16 protein-coding genes and 1 pseudogene are annotated in these 15714 nt (G+C 70.1%); 10 read left to right on the forward strand and 7 right to left on the reverse strand.

From position 1 onward, the window contains the following. Position 1: 1 nt before the first annotated feature. The 5 genes and pseudogenes from ACGF3J_RS31305 to ACGF3J_RS31325 all read right to left on the reverse strand — a co-directional run bounded on the left by ACGF3J_RS31305 (position 2) and on the right by ACGF3J_RS31325 (position 4134). A complete protein-coding gene (locus ACGF3J_RS31305; RefSeq protein WP_202558596.1) occupies positions 2–499 on the reverse strand; it encodes a hypothetical protein in 498 nt (165 codons plus the stop codon). Between the two features lie 119 nt (positions 500–618). Beyond that, a complete protein-coding gene (locus ACGF3J_RS31310; RefSeq protein ID WP_393855283.1) occupies positions 619–1047 on the reverse strand; it encodes a hypothetical protein in 429 nt (142 codons plus the stop codon). A gap of 242 nt (positions 1048–1289) precedes the next feature. Beyond that, positions 1290–1547 (reverse strand): annotated as a pseudogene (locus ACGF3J_RS31315) (TetR/AcrR family transcriptional regulator); the annotation flags it as partial. Positions 1548–1860: 313 nt separating this feature from the next. Next, positions 1861–2448, reverse strand: coding sequence for a hypothetical protein (locus ACGF3J_RS31320; protein ID WP_393855284.1), 588 nt, complete (start codon positions 2446–2448; stop codon positions 1861–1863). A 138-nt stretch (positions 2449–2586) separates the two neighbouring features. Further along, entirely contained in the window at positions 2587–4134 is a 1548-nt protein-coding gene (locus tag ACGF3J_RS31325) for an MFS transporter (protein ID WP_161330689.1), read from the reverse strand. Positions 4135–4466: 332 nt separating this feature from the next. On the opposite strand from ACGF3J_RS31325, the gene ACGF3J_RS31330 reads away from it, so the two are divergent. From ACGF3J_RS31330 to ACGF3J_RS31350, 5 genes are all read left to right on the forward strand, one after another. Then, on the forward strand, positions 4467–5192 hold the full coding sequence (locus tag ACGF3J_RS31330) for a FadR/GntR family transcriptional regulator (protein ID WP_161330433.1): 726 nt from the start codon (positions 4467–4469) through the stop codon (positions 5190–5192). Continuing rightward, on the forward strand, positions 5192–6022 hold the full coding sequence (locus ACGF3J_RS31335; protein ID WP_393855353.1) for a sterol desaturase family protein: 831 nt from the start codon (positions 5192–5194) through the stop codon (positions 6020–6022). Before ACGF3J_RS31330 ends, ACGF3J_RS31335 begins: the two co-directional genes overlap by 1 nt. Before the next feature lie 87 nt (positions 6023–6109). After that, a complete protein-coding gene (locus tag ACGF3J_RS31340) occupies positions 6110–7099 on the forward strand; it encodes a GlxA family transcriptional regulator (protein ID WP_393855285.1) in 990 nt (329 codons plus the stop codon). A 126-nt stretch (positions 7100–7225) separates the two neighbouring features. After that, positions 7226–7864 carry an HD domain-containing protein gene (locus ACGF3J_RS31345; protein ID WP_393855286.1) on the forward strand — a complete coding sequence of 213 codons (639 nt, stop codon included), beginning with the start codon at positions 7226–7228 and terminating at the stop codon, positions 7862–7864. Positions 7865–8124: 260 nt separating this feature from the next. Next, on the forward strand, positions 8125–8412 hold the full coding sequence (locus ACGF3J_RS31350) for a DUF6355 family natural product biosynthesis protein (RefSeq protein ID WP_161330437.1): 288 nt from the start codon (positions 8125–8127) through the stop codon (positions 8410–8412). 108 nt (positions 8413–8520) lie between these two features. Here ACGF3J_RS31350 and ACGF3J_RS31355 read toward each other — a convergent pair whose 3' ends face one another. Continuing rightward, positions 8521–9492, reverse strand: coding sequence for a helix-turn-helix domain-containing protein (locus ACGF3J_RS31355; protein WP_393855287.1), 972 nt, complete (start codon positions 9490–9492; stop codon positions 8521–8523). Positions 9493–9823: 331 nt separating this feature from the next. On the opposite strand from ACGF3J_RS31355, the gene ACGF3J_RS31360 reads away from it, so the two are divergent. Further along, positions 9824–10717: a hypothetical protein gene (locus tag ACGF3J_RS31360; protein ID WP_393855288.1), complete on the forward strand. Its 894-nt coding sequence runs from the start codon at positions 9824–9826 to the stop codon at positions 10715–10717. 38 nt (positions 10718–10755) lie between these two features. Continuing rightward, entirely contained in the window at positions 10756–11226 is a 471-nt protein-coding gene (locus ACGF3J_RS31365; protein ID WP_393855289.1) for a hypothetical protein, read from the forward strand. A gap of 84 nt (positions 11227–11310) precedes the next feature. On the opposite strand, the gene ACGF3J_RS31370 is transcribed toward ACGF3J_RS31365, so the two are convergent. Then, positions 11311–11523 carry a hypothetical protein gene (locus ACGF3J_RS31370; RefSeq protein ID WP_161330440.1) on the reverse strand — a complete coding sequence of 71 codons (213 nt, stop codon included), beginning with the start codon at positions 11521–11523 and terminating at the stop codon, positions 11311–11313. A gap of 429 nt (positions 11524–11952) precedes the next feature. Between ACGF3J_RS31370 and ACGF3J_RS31375 the strand changes: the two genes are divergently transcribed. The 3 genes from ACGF3J_RS31375 to ACGF3J_RS31385 all read left to right on the forward strand — a co-directional run bounded on the left by ACGF3J_RS31375 (position 11953) and on the right by ACGF3J_RS31385 (position 15690). After that, positions 11953–13023: a glycoside hydrolase family 43 protein gene (locus tag ACGF3J_RS31375; RefSeq protein WP_393855290.1), complete on the forward strand. Its 1071-nt coding sequence runs from the start codon at positions 11953–11955 to the stop codon at positions 13021–13023. Between the two features lie 201 nt (positions 13024–13224). After that, the gene (locus ACGF3J_RS31380; RefSeq protein WP_386928487.1) at positions 13225–14244 is read left to right on the forward strand and encodes a LacI family DNA-binding transcriptional regulator; all 1020 of its coding nucleotides are present in this window, start codon (positions 13225–13227) and stop codon (positions 14242–14244) included. A 348-nt stretch (positions 14245–14592) separates the two neighbouring features. Beyond that, positions 14593–15690 (forward strand): ABC transporter substrate-binding protein, encoded by a 1098-nt coding sequence (locus ACGF3J_RS31385; RefSeq protein WP_386928485.1) that lies wholly within the window; start codon positions 14593–14595, stop codon positions 15688–15690. Positions 15691–15714: the final 24 nt, after the last annotated feature.

Raw genomic sequence — 15714 nt, forward strand, 5'->3', positions numbered from 1 at the left:
CTTAATACCAGGCGGTCTCTGCCAGGCGCTGGTCGTTGCAGAACAGCACCGCCTTGCTCTGCCGGCCGCTGAGGTTGTTGATCACCTTGGTGTAGGCGTAGTCGATGCCGGGATCGACGGTTTCGAGCACCCATTCGACGCCGGAATCGGTGAGCCGGTTGCTGTGTGCGGCGCAGCCCTGGGGCGCGTTCTCGATGCGGGCGAACGACCCGCAGCCGGCGCTGTAGAAGTACTTGAGGGTGATGGTGCGTCCGGCGTAGACCGCCGTCTTCGTCGCTCCGCCAGGCACGGCGGGCTGTGCGTAGCTGCCCGAGCAGGAGGACTGCTGGGGGTAGAGCCCCTCGTGGGGGAGCGTGCCGTAGCCGACGCTCTGCATGGGCGCGGCCTGTGCCTGAAGCGGCGTCAGCGCCGCCAAGCCGAAGGCGAAGACGACGCCGAACATGGCGCGCCACCCCCGGCGGCCGGTCGCACGGTTGGTCTCACTGCTCGGTTTCCGCATCACGTTCCGTTTCTTCTTGGTTGTCGAGGCCCGCACGGTCTTGCCGGAGCTTTGTGGGGTGGCTCGCGGTACATGCAGAGGATTCAGACACTGAAGAGGTCCGGGGCGTCTGCTCGATCTCACCCGGGTACACAGGCGGCGTCTCCGTAGATGAGCTGCCCTCCGGGCGAGCCGTACACCTCGAGGATCGGCGTGACGCACCCAGCGCCCAGGTAGGTGTGGGACGTCTTGGTCCCGGTGTCCTGGCCGGCCTGGAGGTAGTGGTGCCCGAGGAACATGTTGCGGGGTCCCCCCTGGTCGTTCTGCCAGCCGATGCGCACCTCGACCGCACCACCCCAGTGCTTCCAGTAGCCGACGCCGATGACTCCGTTCTGGCCGACACTGCCGGTGATGTCGATGCACAGTGTGCCGTTGCCGATGTTCTTGCACTTCTGCGTGTACGCCTGCGCGGACTCGGGCGGGGCAGCGTGGGCGGCCGTCGGAAGCGCCGCGAGGCAGACCGCGGCGGCCACCGTCGCGAGGACGCGTGATGCAGGCCGTGGGGACATGAGCACTCTCCTGGTCTGGTCGAGGGTCGGGCGGCGTCGGCGTAGGGACCGATGCCGTTGCCCGAAGCGTGCCGACGTCCCGCTGCCGACGACCATCGATTCGATCAGATTCGAAGCCTGCCCGTCCTGTACGGGGGTTCCTGAGGCGTGCGGTTCGAGGACGAACCGTCGGCACCGCCGGCCGGAGACCACCATCCCCCCGTCACCCCCATCGGCGCGTGGCTGTGCCCCCCCCGGGACTCCTAAGCCTGGCCAGTCGCGCGCAACGTTCGCGAAAGCGCGCCAACGGTCACGCCCACGATGGCCAAGAGCTGCGCCGGGCTCGCCCCGGCTCTGCTCATGACGGCGAGAGACTGGTTCACGGCCGCCGCGTGTTCAGCGAAGGCATCGGCGTCCTCGTCGGTCAGCCGCCCCGCCTTCAGCGCGGCGCGCAGGCGCAAACGCTGGAAGCCGAGCGACTCCTTGGCGTGCGCCGCGACGGCCGGGCTCAGCACCGGAATAACGGCGAACAACAGCGACAGGGACTGACAAGGCAGCCAGACACCGAGAAGCCATCGGTGCCCCGGACCGAGATGTCCGAGGGGCGACCGCAACACATGGCATCGCCGAGGCCGCGATGCCGTCGGCTGGTCTTGCTGTGGCTGACCTTGGTGCCGGACCGATTCGCACAAGCCGTTGCCCCCGGGACTCCGACAGGCCGGGATGCACGCGAAGGCGCGCCGTCTGGCGAAGGTGCCGTGCTTGCCGGCCTCGGCCTCCTGCATTCCTCGGCTCTTGATTCCGAGCGCGGGGGGCTCGACGACGCCGTACCTGTCAGAACACGTCGAGGCTGCCCTCCAGGCTCAGCCACGACAGGGACGCGACGGTGCTCAGCGTTGGGCACAGGTCACGTAGCTTGTCCGGACTCGTCTTCGGAGGCTTCGGGCTCATCCCGTAGCAGCCGGCTTTCCGGAGCATGTTCACTGCCCGCGTCACCTGACCGGCGGCCTTCTTGGGGGCGGCGTACTCGCTGCCGGGGAAGTGTTTCTGAATGTGCCGGGTCATCGCGTCGGCGACTTTGCCGGCCGCGGTGAGGTCCTTTCCGCACCCGGCGTCGTCCCAGGGGGCACCAGTGCACGCGGGCGTTCCGACGAGGCCGTAGACGGTCTGATAGACCGGCATGATCTCCGGTGGTGTCGCCGGGGCGTCCGAGGCTCCGGCACCCGACGGCGACGGCGGCTGCGAGGTCGGGATGGGCGACGAGGGGGAGGCGGTGACGGAGGACGACGTTCTGGGCGACGTACGGCCTTTGTCCGCCTGCCCGTTCCCGTTCCCGCTTCCGCCCCCGCAGGCGGTCAGCGCCAGAGCGGCCGTGAGTGCGGTGGTCAAGGTGGTGGCGGCAGCATGCCGGTGCTTGATCATCGGTTCCCTGTTCGGTTGCGGCGGGGCGACCGGTCGCGGACCGTGCGGCCGCCGGGGTGGTCGCGTCCCGGACTCAACCGCCCGGCGAGTTGTTCAGCGACGGGAACCGCAGGACTGAACAACACACCCTCGGATCCGTCATGGTTCGCCCGTGCTGCCGTTGCCCTTCAGGCGTTCCAGGTCCGACGCGCGGACCTGGATGACGAACAACGCGATGACGGCGGCCAGCCCGGCCATCACCGCCGCTACGACGAACGCCGCGCTCACGCCCGCGGTAAGCACCTGATCGCCCCAGATGCCCGGCAACTCCCCGGTGCGTCGCGCCTCCGCCTGCTCCTGCGGCGTCGCCTCGGAGAGGAAGCTCGGCAGCAACGACTCGGCCTTGTTGCGGCTGGCCGTGCCGAACGTGGTCACCAGAATGGAGAGGCCGAGCGAACCGCCCACCTGCTGCGTCGCGTTGAGCACCCCGGACGCCGCCCCCGACTCGCGTTCCGCGACCCCCGAGACCGCCATCAGTGTGAGGGACACGAATTCCATGCCCATGCCGAGGCCGAACACCAGCATCGGCCCCAGCACACTGCCCGCGTAGGTGCTGTCGATGTCGGTCAGCGTCAGCCACGCCAGGCCCCCCGCCGCGAGCAGTCCGCCGAGCACCATGAACGGCTTGGGGCCCGTTCTCGGCAGCAGTTGCGACGCCAGGCCGGCGCCGACCGCGATCACGGCGCTCACGGGGAGGAAGGCCAGCCCGGCCTCCAGTGGCCCGAACCCCAGCACGTTCTGCACGTACAGCGTGAGGAAGAAGAACATGCCGAAGATGGCCGCGGACAGGCTGAGCATCATCGCGTACGTGCCGGCCCGATTGCGGTCGCGGAACATCCGCAACGGCGTGATCGGCTGCCGGGACCGCCGTTCCACCAGCAGGAACGTGGCCAGCAGTACCACGGCGACCGCGAAGGCGACGAGGGTGACCACGTCCCGCCAGCCGTCCTCGGACGCCCGGATGAAGCCGTACACCAGTGAGACCATGCCGAGTGTCGAGGTCAGCGCCCCGGTGACGTCGAAGCGGCCCGGCCGGCGCTGCGACTCACGGATGTACCGTGGCGCCGCCAGCGCGATGAGCAGGCCTATCGGCACGTTCACGAAGAAGATCCAGCGCCAGTCGAGCCATTCGACCAGGATTCCGCCCGCGAGCAGCCCGACCGCGCCGCCGCCCGCCGACACCGCGGCGAACACACCGAACGCGCGATTGCGTTCGGGCCCCTCGGTGAAGGTCGTCGCGATCAGCGCCAACGCCGTCGGGGAGGCGATGGCGCCGCCCATGCCCTGGAGCGATCGGGCCAGCAGCAACTCCCACGGGTTCTGTGCCAGCCCGCACAGCAACGAAGCGCCGACGAACAGCAGCACTCCGATGACGAACATCCGCCGTCGGCCCAGGATGTCCCCGGACCGTCCGCCGAGCAGCAACAGCCCGCCGAAGGTGAGGGTGTACGCGTTGATCACCCAGGACAGACCTTCGGTGGAGAAACCGAGCGAGGTCTGGATGTGGGGGAGGGCGATGTTCACGATGGTGATGTCCAGGACCACCATCAGCTGACACGAGGCGATGACCAGCAGTGCTACGCCTTTGCCGCGCTTTCGTCGCGGCTGAGTGATCGAATCGGCCGGGACAGGCTGAGGGTTCGACATGTGGCGTTCCCTATGGCGAGGGCCTGAGGGTGGGCTGCAGGAGCCCCACGACGACCGTAAGCCCACACCTCGGACTGCACCATTCGGGTGAGTACGGACATCGGCGACCGGCTGCCGGCTGGTCGCCACCGGCCGCCGCTGTACAGCGTGTACGCAATCCGTACGGATGCGTTACGGAGTCGACTCGGTGTCCGTTCGACGGAGACCTCGGCTCGCGGGACCGCGACAGGAGCCCGGGAACGTGTCCGGCGCACAACGGGCTTCAAAACCCGTCCGGTTCACTCTGGTCCAACCAGTTGACCAGGTGCCGTACACGGTTCAGGCTCTGGGCCATGACAGAGCAGCCGATCCGGCGTGAGGCGGTCTCCGACCAGTTGTTCACGCTGCTGAGAGACCGAATCCTGAGCGGGACGCTCGCCGCCGGAGCGCCCATGACCGCCGAACGGGAGCTGGCCACCGAGTTCGGGGTGAACCGGCACGCCGTACGGGAGGCGGTCAAGCGGTTGCAGCAGGCGCGGCTCGTCGAGGTGAGCCACGGCGGACGCACCAGGGTCCTGGACTGGCGGCGCACCGCCGGTCTCGACCTCGCCGTGCAGCTCGCCCGCGCGACCGGGTCCCCCACGCACGACCTGCGGCGGGACGTCCTGGAGATGCGGGCCTCGCTCGGAGCGGACGCCGCCCGGCTGTGTGCGGCCCGTTGCTCGCGCGAGACCGCCGCCGACATCGTCAGCGCCGCGGCCGGGTACATCGGCTGCGGACCGGACCTCGCCGAACTGGGCGCCGCGGACGTCGCGTGGTGGCGGCTGATCGTGGAGGGCTCCGGAAACCTCGCCTACCTCCTCGCCTTCAACACCCTCGTCGACGGCTCCCTCATCGCCGGTGAGGTGCCGACGGAGCTGCGCGCGGCCGAGCTGCTGGACATCGAGGGCCACGTGCGGCTCGCCGCGCTCATCGGGACGCGCGACGAGCAGGGCGCGGAGGCCGCGGCACGCGCCCTGCTCGCCCGCAGTGTGCCCACCGCACCCGTCGCCACCGAACTCGAAGGAGGACCGGAGTGATACCCGCCGTCGTCTACGCGATACCCGCCTTCCTGCTGCTGGTCGCCGTGGAGGCGCTGTCGTACCGCTTCCTGCCGGACGACGAGGAACGGGGCTACGAGACCCGCGACACCGTCACCAGCATGTCGATGGGTGCGGGCAGCCAGGTCGTCGGCCTGCCGTGGAAGGCGGTCGCCGTCGTCGCGTACGCCGGGCTCTACACCCTGGCGCCCTGGCAGCTTTCCCCCGGCTCCGTCTGGACCTGGGTGCTGCTGTTCTTCGCGGACGACCTCGCCTACTACGTCTTCCACCGCGCGCACCACCGCGTCCGGGTCCTGTGGGCGAGCCATGTCGTCCACCACTCCAGTGTGCGCTTCAACCTCTCCACCGCACTCCGGCAGAGCTGGACACCCATGACCACGCTGCCGTTCTGGCTCCCGCTCGCCCTGCTCGGCGTACCGCCGTGGATGATTCTGCTCCAGCAGTCGATCAGTCTCGTCTACCAGTTCTTCCTGCACACCGAACGCGTGGACAAGCTCTGGCGCCCGATCGAGTTCCTCTTCAACACCCCTTCGCACCACCGCGTCCACCACGGCTCCAACAACGCCTATCTGGACCGCAACTACGGCGGCATCCTGATCGTCTGGGACCGGCTCTTCGGTACGTTCGAGGCCGAGGGCGAGCGGGTGGTCTACGGGCTGACGAAGAACATCGACACCTACAACCCGCTGCGTGTCGCCTTCCACGAGTACGCGGCCACCTGGCGCGACGTACGCTCAGCCACCCGCTGGCGGGACCGTGCCGGCCACGTCTTCGGACCGCCCGGCTGGATGCCGAAAACGGACCGCTGAGCCGGGGCTGCCGCCGGTCGCGCCCCTTCGGCGAGGACAATGGGAACAACGCGTTCCCGTGAGAGAGCCGCGACGAGGGTGAGGACGATGGAACCGGATGAGCACAGCATCGGCGTTCTCGTGTTCGACGGGATGAAGATGCTGGACCTGTCCGGGCCCGCCGAGGTCTTCACCGAGGCCAACCGGTACGGGGCCCGCTACCGGCTGACCCTCGTGTCGGTCGGCGGGGGAGCGGTCGCCACCTCCATCGGCGTCCGCGTCCCGGTCGACGCCGACGTCACCGAGGGCTCCGCCTTCGACACCCTGCTGGTCGTGGGCGGCGACCAGGTGCCCCACGGCGCGGTGGCCCCTGACCTCGCCGCCGCCGCACGAGAGCTGGCCTCCCGGTCCGGCCGGGTCGCGTCGATCTGTACCGGTGCGTTCATCCTCGGCTCCGCGGGGCTGCTCGACGGCAGGCGGGCGACGACGCACTGGCAGCACACCGCGCTGCTGGCCCGTCGCTGCCCCGCCGCACGCGTGGAGCCCGACGCGCTCTACGTACGGGACGGCGCGCTCTACACCTCGGCCGGCGTCACCGCGGGCATCGACCTGGCGCTGGCCCTGGTGGAGCACGATCACGGACCGGACCTGGCCCGCGGCGTCGCCCGCTCCTTGGTCGTGTACATGCAGCGGGCGGGCGGGCAGTCCCAGTTCTCCGCCTCCCTCCAGGGCCCGCCCCCGCGCACGCCGGTCCTGCGGCAGATCCAGGACGCCGTACAGGCCGATCCCACGGCCGATCACGGCCTGGGGGCCCTCGCCGCACGGGTGCGGGTCAGTCCGCGGCACCTGACCCGCATGTTCCGTACGGAGCTGGACACGACACCCATGAGGTACGTGGAGCTGATCCGCTTCGACATGGCGAAGGCGCTGCTGGACGCGGGGCACAACGCGACGGAGGCGGCCGCCCGGTCGGGATTCCCCAGCTACGAGAGCCTGCGCCGCGCCTTCGCCCGGCATCTGGGCGTCTCACCGACCAGGTACCAGCGCCGATTCACCACGACCGGGGCGGGTACCCGGGCCTCGCGCGCCTCTCACTGACACGCCGCGGTGCCCCCGCGCGGCTGTGTCCGTCCGGGAGGGGTTGTCGGCCATCCGGAAGCGGACGCGCGGACACCGGCGGACGCAGGGTGGAACCACCGATCACCTCTGCAAAGGAGTGCCGTCATGAGTGAGAAGATCGCCGGCGTCGAAATCCCCGACAGCGCCCTCGTCCGTGAAGCCACGGAGCTGATCCGCACCACCACCCCACCGCTGATCTTTCACCACTCCCGGCGGGTCTACCTGTTCGGCAGCCTCCAGGCCGCCGCGCTCGGGCTCCGCCCCGACCCCGAGCTGCTGTACGTGGCGGCACTGTTCCACGACACCGGGCTCGTCCCGCCCTACCGCGGCGACGACCAGCGGTTCGAGATGGACGGCGCCGACCAGGCCCGCGCCTTCCTGCTGGCCGGCGGAGCGTCCGTGTCGGACGCCGAGACGGTCTGGACGGCCGTCGCCCTGCACACCACGCCCGAGGTGCCCTACAAGCTGGCGCCGGAGATCGCGGCCACCACGGCGGGGGTGGAGACGGACGTGCTCGGGCTGAACCTGGGCAACCTCACCCGGGCCCAGATCGACGAGGTCACGGCGGCCCACCCCCGCCCGGACTTCAAGCGGCAGATCCTCCACGCCTTCACGGAGGGCTTCCGGCACCGTCCGGCCACCACGTTCGGGACGGTGAACGCGGACGTCCTCGAACACTTCGTCCCCGGCTTCCGCCGCACCGACTTCGTCGAGGTCATCGAGGGCTCCGACTGGCCCGAGTGAGCGGGTCCGCAAAGGGGTCGTGGGCCCGCCCGGACGGGACGGGGGAGGGATGACCCGGGAGCCAACACAGGCCGGACGAGCGGCGCAGCAGGAAGCGGAGAAGTCCAACCGGTCGGCGCAGCAGGGAATCGATTCGGCGGGTGAACGGTGTCCGGAGGAGCCGAAACGTCCGCTCCGAGCTGTGAGTCTCGGACACCGACAGCGGATCGGCGGACACCCTGCACCGGGAACGCCGATCCCCCTACCGTTGGGAGCTCTCCTTGCGTCTTCGTCGTATCGCGACCAGTGCCCTCGGCTCCGTCGCTCTCGTCCTCGCGTCGGCCGGCGCGGTCACCCTGACCGCGGGCCCCGCCGCCGCGAACCCCTGCGGCTTCTACGAGACCGCCTCCGATGCCTATTACAACCACTGCACCTCGGACGGCTCACGCATCATCATCGAGATCGACGACTGGGGGCCGAACAGCGAACAGTGCGTGGGCCCGGGCGTGACCTGGATCGGCTCCAGCTCCGGTGTCGACGGCGCCTGGTACACCGGCCGCACGTGCTGACCTCGGAGCGCCCCGTCAGCTGACGGGACCGTAGCACCGAGCACCGAGCGCCGTGCGGGGAGGCCATCGCGAGATCGCGGCCTCCCCGCACGCACTCGGGTGAACCGCTCAACCATCCGCCGTACCGGCCCGGTCCTGATCGCGCCACTCCCGGGGCGACATGCCGTACGCCTGCTTGAAGACCTTGCTGAAGTGCGTGGCGTTCACGAAGCCCCAGCTGCGGCCGACCGCCGCGATGGTCCGCCGCCGACCGGCCGGGCCGGCCAGTTCCCGCCGGCATTCGGCGAGGCGGCGGGTACGGATCCAGTCTCCCAGGCTGATGCCCGAGCGGGGCAGGACTGCGTAGAGGTGGCGCACGGAGATGCCGTGCGCGGCGGCGATCCGGGCCGCCGACAGATCGGCGTCCGCCAGGTGCTCCCGCATGAACCGGGCGATCCGCAGGCCCAGCGTCGCCTCCAACGGGCCCTTGGCCCAACCTGAGTTGCCGTACTGGGTGGTGAGGACCGCGCGCAGGAGTTCGACACTGGGCTCCACGACGGCGTCGGCGTGCCCGCCCTGGTGCAGGGCGTCGGTGACGGCCAGCTGGGCGAAGTAGCCGAAGGCGAGCGGCGCGACGGGGTTGTCGGCCCCCATCGCCACCGCGCCGGTCTCCCGCAGCAGCCGGTCCAGCAACGCGAGCGATGAGCGGGGAAAGCGCAGGAAGTGGTGGTCGACACCGTTATCGAAGAGCAGCGTGTAAGGAGAGATCGACTCGTAGACGGCCAACTGGCCGGGCTGCAGCACGCACTCGCGGCCGTTCTGCACCACGAGGCTGGTCCCGGCCATCTGGAGGCCGAGGAAGACGGCCGGCTCCTCGTCCTGCCGGGCCAGCCGTTCCGTCCGCCGGACGGTGACCGCGGACGCCCGCGCCGAACAGAACCTCATGGGCCCGACGGCGCCGAGCCCGATGCGGACAGAGATCTCCTCGACCGGCGGCCGGTGGTCGATGTCGACCGCCACCAAGGACTCCCACACGGCATGTCGGACCACCTCCTCCCGGTCCCGCGGCGAAACGAACGCCGTGTCCAGAACCGGACTCATGAGGCGGACCTCCCGTCGCGCCGGTCATGGCGCCGCCCCTTTGGCCGCTCGGCCCGTTCCCCCACAAGTCCCCCTCGGCACGGACGGATACCGGCCTCATTCTGACCCGAAGCCCTCGCGCTGAACAGCGTGTCCGGCATGTCACCGCGGGGTCTCGCCCGCCCCGCACGGGCCGGTGACGGCGCGGCGCACACCTTCGCGCACGCCCGGCAAAGTACTCCGCACGCACGACAAAACCGCCTCCCCATGACCGCCCTAGGGTCTTCCACGGCACGTCCGGAGTGCCGGCGCACAGGCCGCCGATCCTCCGGCCGGGAAAGGTGACACGTCCGTGAGGAACAAGACCCTCGTCGCCGCCGTCCTCGCCGCGGCGGTGAGTGGCGCGGCCGGCTGCCACGCCTCGGCGGAACGGCAGACCGTCTCGAACACGGAGGTCCGGGACCTCACCGTCCGGGAGGAGATCCGCATCGGGCGCGCCGAGGAGCGGCTCGTGAAGGAGTGCATGGCCGAGAAGGGCCACCCGTACTGGGAGTTGCCGGTGCCCGGCGTCGACGAGCGCAAGGCCGGCCGCTACGTCACCGACGACGTGGACTGGGCGCGGAAGTACGGCTACGGCCGCGTCTTCGAGGAACGCGGCGAGGAGATCCGCAGGACCGACCCGACCACCGTGCACATCAACAAGCTGCGCCCCCGGGAGCGAGCCGCGTACAACAACGCCCTGGACGGCGACCACCGGAAACGCATGAGCACCGAACTGCCGGGCGGGACAGGCACGGTGGACGCGCCCCGCGGAGGGTGTGCCAACCAGGCACGCTCCACGCTCTACGGTGACGCCGAGAAATGGTTCGCCGCCCGCAAGACCATCGAGGGCATCTTGCCGCTCTACGGCCGGGACCTCATGGAGGACAGCCGGCTCACGAAGCCGGTCGCACAGTGGGCGCGCTGCATGAAGGACGCCGGCCGCCCCTTCGACGACCCAGGCCGGCTCCGCCAGGAACGTGCCCGGGCCACGGCGGACATGCCGTCCGCCGAGGCCCACAGGTTCGACAGGACACTGGCGGTGGTCGACGCGACCTGTGCCGGGAAGACCTCCCTCGCCCGGACCATGCGCGCCCTGGAGACCTCGTACCGGGAGAACGTACTGAAGAGGTACGTGAAGCAGCGGGACGCCTACCGCACGATGCGCCTGCACGCCCTGCGCCAGGCCGAAGACGTCCTGTCCTGACACCGCATCGCCATCACACCCACCCAAGGAGATCCACCATGCGCAAAACGTCTGCCGCGGCCGCCGTGGCCGTGTTCGCCGGCATCAGCCTTCTCGGCCCCGTGCCCGGCGCGTCCGCCGCCCCGGCGGCCACCTGCGCCGACAACTACGAATCGGCGCGCGCCGGCTACATGTACGCCTACAACGGCGCCAACTGCGAGGGACAGCTCGGCCTCGCGGTCGGCAACGACCAGGACTGGGGCGACTCCGCGAGCAGCTTCCAGGGCTCCGACGACAACAGGGCCTCCTCGGTCCTGAACATGGGCCGCTACTCGGAGGTCAAGTTCTTCGCGTCCCGCACCAGCTTCTCCGGCTTCAACCCCCACATATGCCTGAGCCGAGCGGAGGGTTACGCCTCCAACCTCAGCGACGACTACTTCATGGAGGACCCGATCTTCGGCAGCGCCAACAACAGCATCAGCGCCCACATCTGGGTCGACCGCACCTCGTGCACCGCCTACGCGGTGTGACGGCCGTCCGACCCGGGTCCGGCCCAGCAGAAGATGCGCTGGGACACGACGCATGGTAGGCGGGTGGGGAGCCCGGCGGCGCAGTCATGTGTCCCATTCGTCGGGCCCCCCGCCCCGCCATTCGATGCCCTTGGACCGGACGACGTCCATGTCGTCGAAATCCTGCAACCCGGCCTCCTGTACGAAGGCGGCGATGTCGGTGGTGGTGTAAGCGATGCCGACGAAGTGACCGTTGATGCGGACGCGTCTGCCGCTGTCCGCTCCGGCGGGGTAGATGACGATCGGCTGCTCGCTCATGGTCTCAGGGTGGGCCGGACGGCGGCGGCACGCACGCGGAGCGCTCAGGCGCGGAGGTCCGTGCGGGACACCGTGGAGCCGCGCCGCCCACGGGGCCTCCAGGGGGCGCACCTCGTCGTCGGTCAGTTCCCACGTCGAGGGAGGCCACGGCATGGTCGATCTGCCGGACCGAGCCGGCGGGGGTGGGTATTGACATGCTCAGCACCCCTCGCGATCCTGTGACAGCCGACTTCCATCGATGTAAATGTCCGACGCGAGCCGCTCGGCGCACCCCCTCCACGCTCTTGCCGACCGCACGGACAACCCGCTCGACGGTCACGGGCCGACCCCACAGACTCCGCCGGTCCGCTGCTGACCGGATGCCAGGCCCGACCCGTCACGCCACGGCCGGCCCGGCGTCGAACAGGAGACCGATCAGGGAACGGGACCATGAAACCTCTTCGCCTGCTCCACGCCGCCGTCGCCTTCGGCCTCTCCGGCATCCTCGCGGCCGCGCTGTCCCTGGCGTCCGCCGAGCCCGCCACCGCCGACCAGACCGGGCTGCGCGCCGCCGACCCCAGCGTCCTGCGCGTCGGCAGCACCTACGTCTCCGTGCAGTCGGCGGGCGGCGGCATCGTCGTGCGCCAAGCCCCGTCGACGGCCGCACTGGCGTCGGCGCCCGCCCGCCAGGTCTGGTCGGACACCGGGAACCGCGGGGAGGTGTGGGCCCCCGAGATCGTGCGGGACGGCGGCCGCTACTACATCTACTTCTCGGCCGGCCGCGGCGCCGCCCACCGGATGTACGTCATCAGCTCCGCCTCCCCGGACAGCGGATACACCGCCGAGACGAAGCTGGCGCTGCCGGACGACAAGTGGGCCATCGACGGCACCCTGTTCACGTTCAACGGGCAGCGATGGTTCGTGTGGTCCGGCTGGGCGGGCGACACGAACGTCGAGCAGAACCTGTACATCGCGCGGATGAGCAGCCCCACCACGCCCACCGGCGCGCGCCACGTCATCTCGCAGCCCCGGGAGAGCTGGGAGCGGGTGGTCGGCAACCCGTACATCAACGAGGGGCCCGAGCCCATCAAGGACCCCAACGGTCAGTTGCACATCGCGTACTCGGCCAACGGCAGCTGGAGCGACCAGTACTGCCTGGCCGACCTGCGGCTGCGGGCCGGCGGTGATCCGACGTACGTGTGGGACTGGTACAAGTCCAACGGCTGCCTCTTCGGCTCGAACCGCGCCACCATGATGTCGGGCTGGGACCCGACGCTGCACGTCAACGGACCCGGCCACCACACCTTCGTGCTGCTCGACGGCGACATCAACACGAGCCCGCCCGCAGGCCCGCGCTTCCCCCTGATGTTCCACGCGGTGCCGAAGGGGACGCCGTACTCCTGGGAGAACCGGTACTGGTACACCGGCACCTTCGCCTGGTGGGGGAACACCACCTACAGCCGCGCCAACGTCCCCGGCCCGAACAACGACAACGGCTGGAGCCTCAAGTTCTTCGAGTAGCACGCCCGTGCGGCCCGCCTCCCGGCGGGGTGTGCGACCATCCCGGATAGTGCGGTGCCGGCCGGTCGCCATGCTTGTCAGCGCCGGGAGACGAGCTGTATAACGTTGTAAACTCGTGCCCAGGGGCTTGGAGTCCGGCTCACCGTGGGGACACCCGCCCCGCACCGAACACCGAGTGGGGACGCTTCGGAGGGATTCGACGTGCGGGTCAGCCTCAAGGACGTCGCCGCGCACGCGGGGGTCTCCGTCAAGACCGTCTCCAACGTGGTGAACGACTACCCCTACGTCACCGCCGGAATGCGGGAGCGCGTCCAGCGCTCCATCGACGAGCTGGGATACCGGCCGAACCTGACGGCACGCCACCTGCGCAAGGGGCGCACCGGCATCATCGCGCTCGCCCTGCCCGAGCTGGGGAACCCCTACTTCGCCGAGCTGGCCGCCGCCGTCATCGACGCGGCCGCCGCGCACGACTACACCGTGCTCCTCGACCACACCGGCGGGCTGCGGGAGCAGGAGATCCTGGTCAGCCAGGGTTTCCGGGCCCGGGTGATCGACGGACTCATCCTCAGCCCGATCGAACTGGAGACGGAGGACCTGCGCGACCGCACGGAGAACGTGCCGCTGGTGCTCCTCGGCGAGCGGGACTACGACCTGCCCTACGACCACATCGCCATCGACAACGTCGCGGCGGCCCGCGCGGCGGTACGCCACCTGATCGGCCTCGGCCGCCGGGAGGTCGCGTTCATCGGTGACCGGCTCGGTCGCAGCGAACCCGCCCAGCTGCGTGTGCGCGGCTGGCGCGAGGAACTGGCCGCCGCCGGGCTGCCGGCCGACGACGGACTCGTCGCCGCCACCGACGGCTGGGGGCACGCGGACGGTGCGGCGGCCATGGCCCGGATCCTGGAGGCCGGCCGGCGGCCCGACGCGGTCTTCGCCTACAACGACCTTGTGGCGATCGGGGCGATGCGCGTCCTGCACGCGCGAGGGCTGCGGGTGCCGGAGGACATCGCGGTCGTCGGATTCGACGACGTGGTCGAGGGCCGGTTCGGTGCGGTGACGCTCACCTCGGTGTCGCCGGACAAGGAGGCCATCGGCCGGCTCGCGGTGGAGTCGGTGCTGGCCCGGCTGGGCGGCCAACCGGCTGAACCCCGCCGCTTCCTGGCCGACCACCGGCTGGTGGAGCGGGAGAGCACGCTGGGCCGCGGCGCCGAAGGCGTCTGAGCTACGCGCCCCGACCCGACCCGGCGGGTGGGCCGTTCAGCAAGGCGTCGGTCGAGCTGACATCGTTGTCACTCGCGTCGATGACCCAGTCTCGGCGGAACGGCGGCAGCAAGTCAAGAGGCCGCCGCGTGTTCGCCGGGGTTCGGTGAACGGGACCGCCTGAAAAGCGAGTTCGGGCCGCACGCTCTGATCGCAGGTCGCGCACGGGGGGTTTACAGCATCCTTGCAACGATGTAAAACCTCTGTGCGGCGGACCGGACAAGGTCCTCCGCAGGGGGAGAAGCAGTAGTCGTCGCACGTAGTCCGGCTCCCCAATTCCCTTTCAGCGCCACCCGGATCGGGGTCACCATGCAGCGCACCACTCACCGTCCACACCTCCTCGGCCGCCCGGTCGTCGTGGCCCTGGCCGCCGCCGTGGCCCTCACCGCGACCGCCTGCGCCAAGTCGGAGGACGACGCGTCGGACAGCAAGCAGTCCGGGTCGTCCGCGGCCGGCGCCGAGCAGAAGGCCGTCGAGCAGAAGCCGGGCAGCAAGACCTGCACCATCGACGCGTACGGCGCCGAGAAGCTGGACCTGAAGGGTGCGACCGTCGGCTTCTCCCAGTCGGAGAAGGAGGCCAACCCGTTCCGCATCGCCGAGACCCAGTCCATCAAGGACGAGGCGAAGAAGCGGGGCGTCAAGCTGCTCACCGCCAACGCCCAGTCGCAGTTCTCCAAGCAGATCACCGACGTGCAGGACCTGCTCGCCAAGGGCGCCGACCTGCTGGTCATCGCGCCGCTGAACTCCGACGGCTGGGACCCGGTGCTCCAGGCCGCCGCCGCCAAGAAGGTCCCGATCGTCACCATCGACCGGAAGATCAACGCCGAGGCCTGCAAGGACTACGTCTCCTTCATCGCCTCGGACTTCGTCGAGCAGGGACGCCGCGCCGCCGACCAGATGATCGAGGCGACGGGAGGCAAGGGTGAGGTCGCCATCCTCCTCGGCGCGGCCGGCAACAACGTCACCACCGAGCGCACCAAGGGCTTCAAGGAGCGCGTGGCCGAGAAGGCCCCCGACCTGAAGGTGGTGTTCGAGCAGACCGGTGACTTCGCCCGGGAGAAGGGCCAGCAGGTCACCGAGCAGCTCATACAGTCGAAGCCCGGCATCAAGGGGATCTACGCGGAGAACGACGAGATGGGCCTCGGCGCGGTGGCCGCGCTGAAGGGAGCCGGCAAGAAGGCCGGCGACGTCAAGATCATCACCGTCGACGGCACGCGCAACGCCGTCCAGGGCATCGTCGACGGGTGGATCAGCGGGGTCGTCGAGTCCAACCCCCGCTTCGGGCCGCTCGCGTTCCAGACCCTCGACACCTTCACCAAGGGCGAGGCGGTGCCCCAGGACATCGTCATCGAGGACGGCGCGTACAACACGGACAACGCCAAGCAGGACATCGGCAAGGCCTACTGACCCTCCGCGGGGCCCGGGACACCT

This window comes from Streptomyces sp. NPDC048171 (assembly GCF_043202655.1).
GTDB lineage: Bacteria > Actinomycetota > Actinomycetes > Streptomycetales > Streptomycetaceae > Streptomyces.

Bases quoted from the DNA above. Each gene is read 5' to 3' on its own strand.
- ACGF3J_RS31305 (WP_202558596.1), bottom strand. From the start codon at position 499: ATGCGGAAACCGAGCAGTGAGACCAACCGTGCGACCGGCCGCCGGGGG.
- ACGF3J_RS31310 (WP_393855283.1), bottom strand. From the start codon at position 1,047: ATGTCCCCACGGCCTGCATCACGCGTCCTCGCGACGGTGGCCGCCGCG.
- ACGF3J_RS31320 (WP_393855284.1), bottom strand. From the start codon at position 2,448: ATGATCAAGCACCGGCATGCTGCCGCCACCACCTTGACCACCGCACTC.
- ACGF3J_RS31325 (WP_161330689.1), bottom strand. From the start codon at position 4,134: ATGTCGAACCCTCAGCCTGTCCCGGCCGATTCGATCACTCAGCCGCGA.
- ACGF3J_RS31330 (WP_161330433.1), top strand. From the start codon at position 4,467: ATGACAGAGCAGCCGATCCGGCGTGAGGCGGTCTCCGACCAGTTGTTC.
- ACGF3J_RS31340 (WP_393855285.1), top strand. From the start codon at position 6,110: ATGGAACCGGATGAGCACAGCATCGGCGTTCTCGTGTTCGACGGGATG.
- ACGF3J_RS31345 (WP_393855286.1), top strand. From the start codon at position 7,226: ATGAGTGAGAAGATCGCCGGCGTCGAAATCCCCGACAGCGCCCTCGTC.
- ACGF3J_RS31355 (WP_393855287.1), bottom strand. From the start codon at position 9,492: ATGAGTCCGGTTCTGGACACGGCGTTCGTTTCGCCGCGGGACCGGGAG.
- ACGF3J_RS31365 (WP_393855289.1), top strand. From the start codon at position 10,756: ATGCGCAAAACGTCTGCCGCGGCCGCCGTGGCCGTGTTCGCCGGCATC.
- ACGF3J_RS31370 (WP_161330440.1), bottom strand. From the start codon at position 11,523: ATGAGCGAGCAGCCGATCGTCATCTACCCCGCCGGAGCGGACAGCGGC.
- ACGF3J_RS31375 (WP_393855290.1), top strand. From the start codon at position 11,953: ATGAAACCTCTTCGCCTGCTCCACGCCGCCGTCGCCTTCGGCCTCTCC.
- ACGF3J_RS31385 (WP_386928485.1), top strand. From the start codon at position 14,593: ATGCAGCGCACCACTCACCGTCCACACCTCCTCGGCCGCCCGGTCGTC.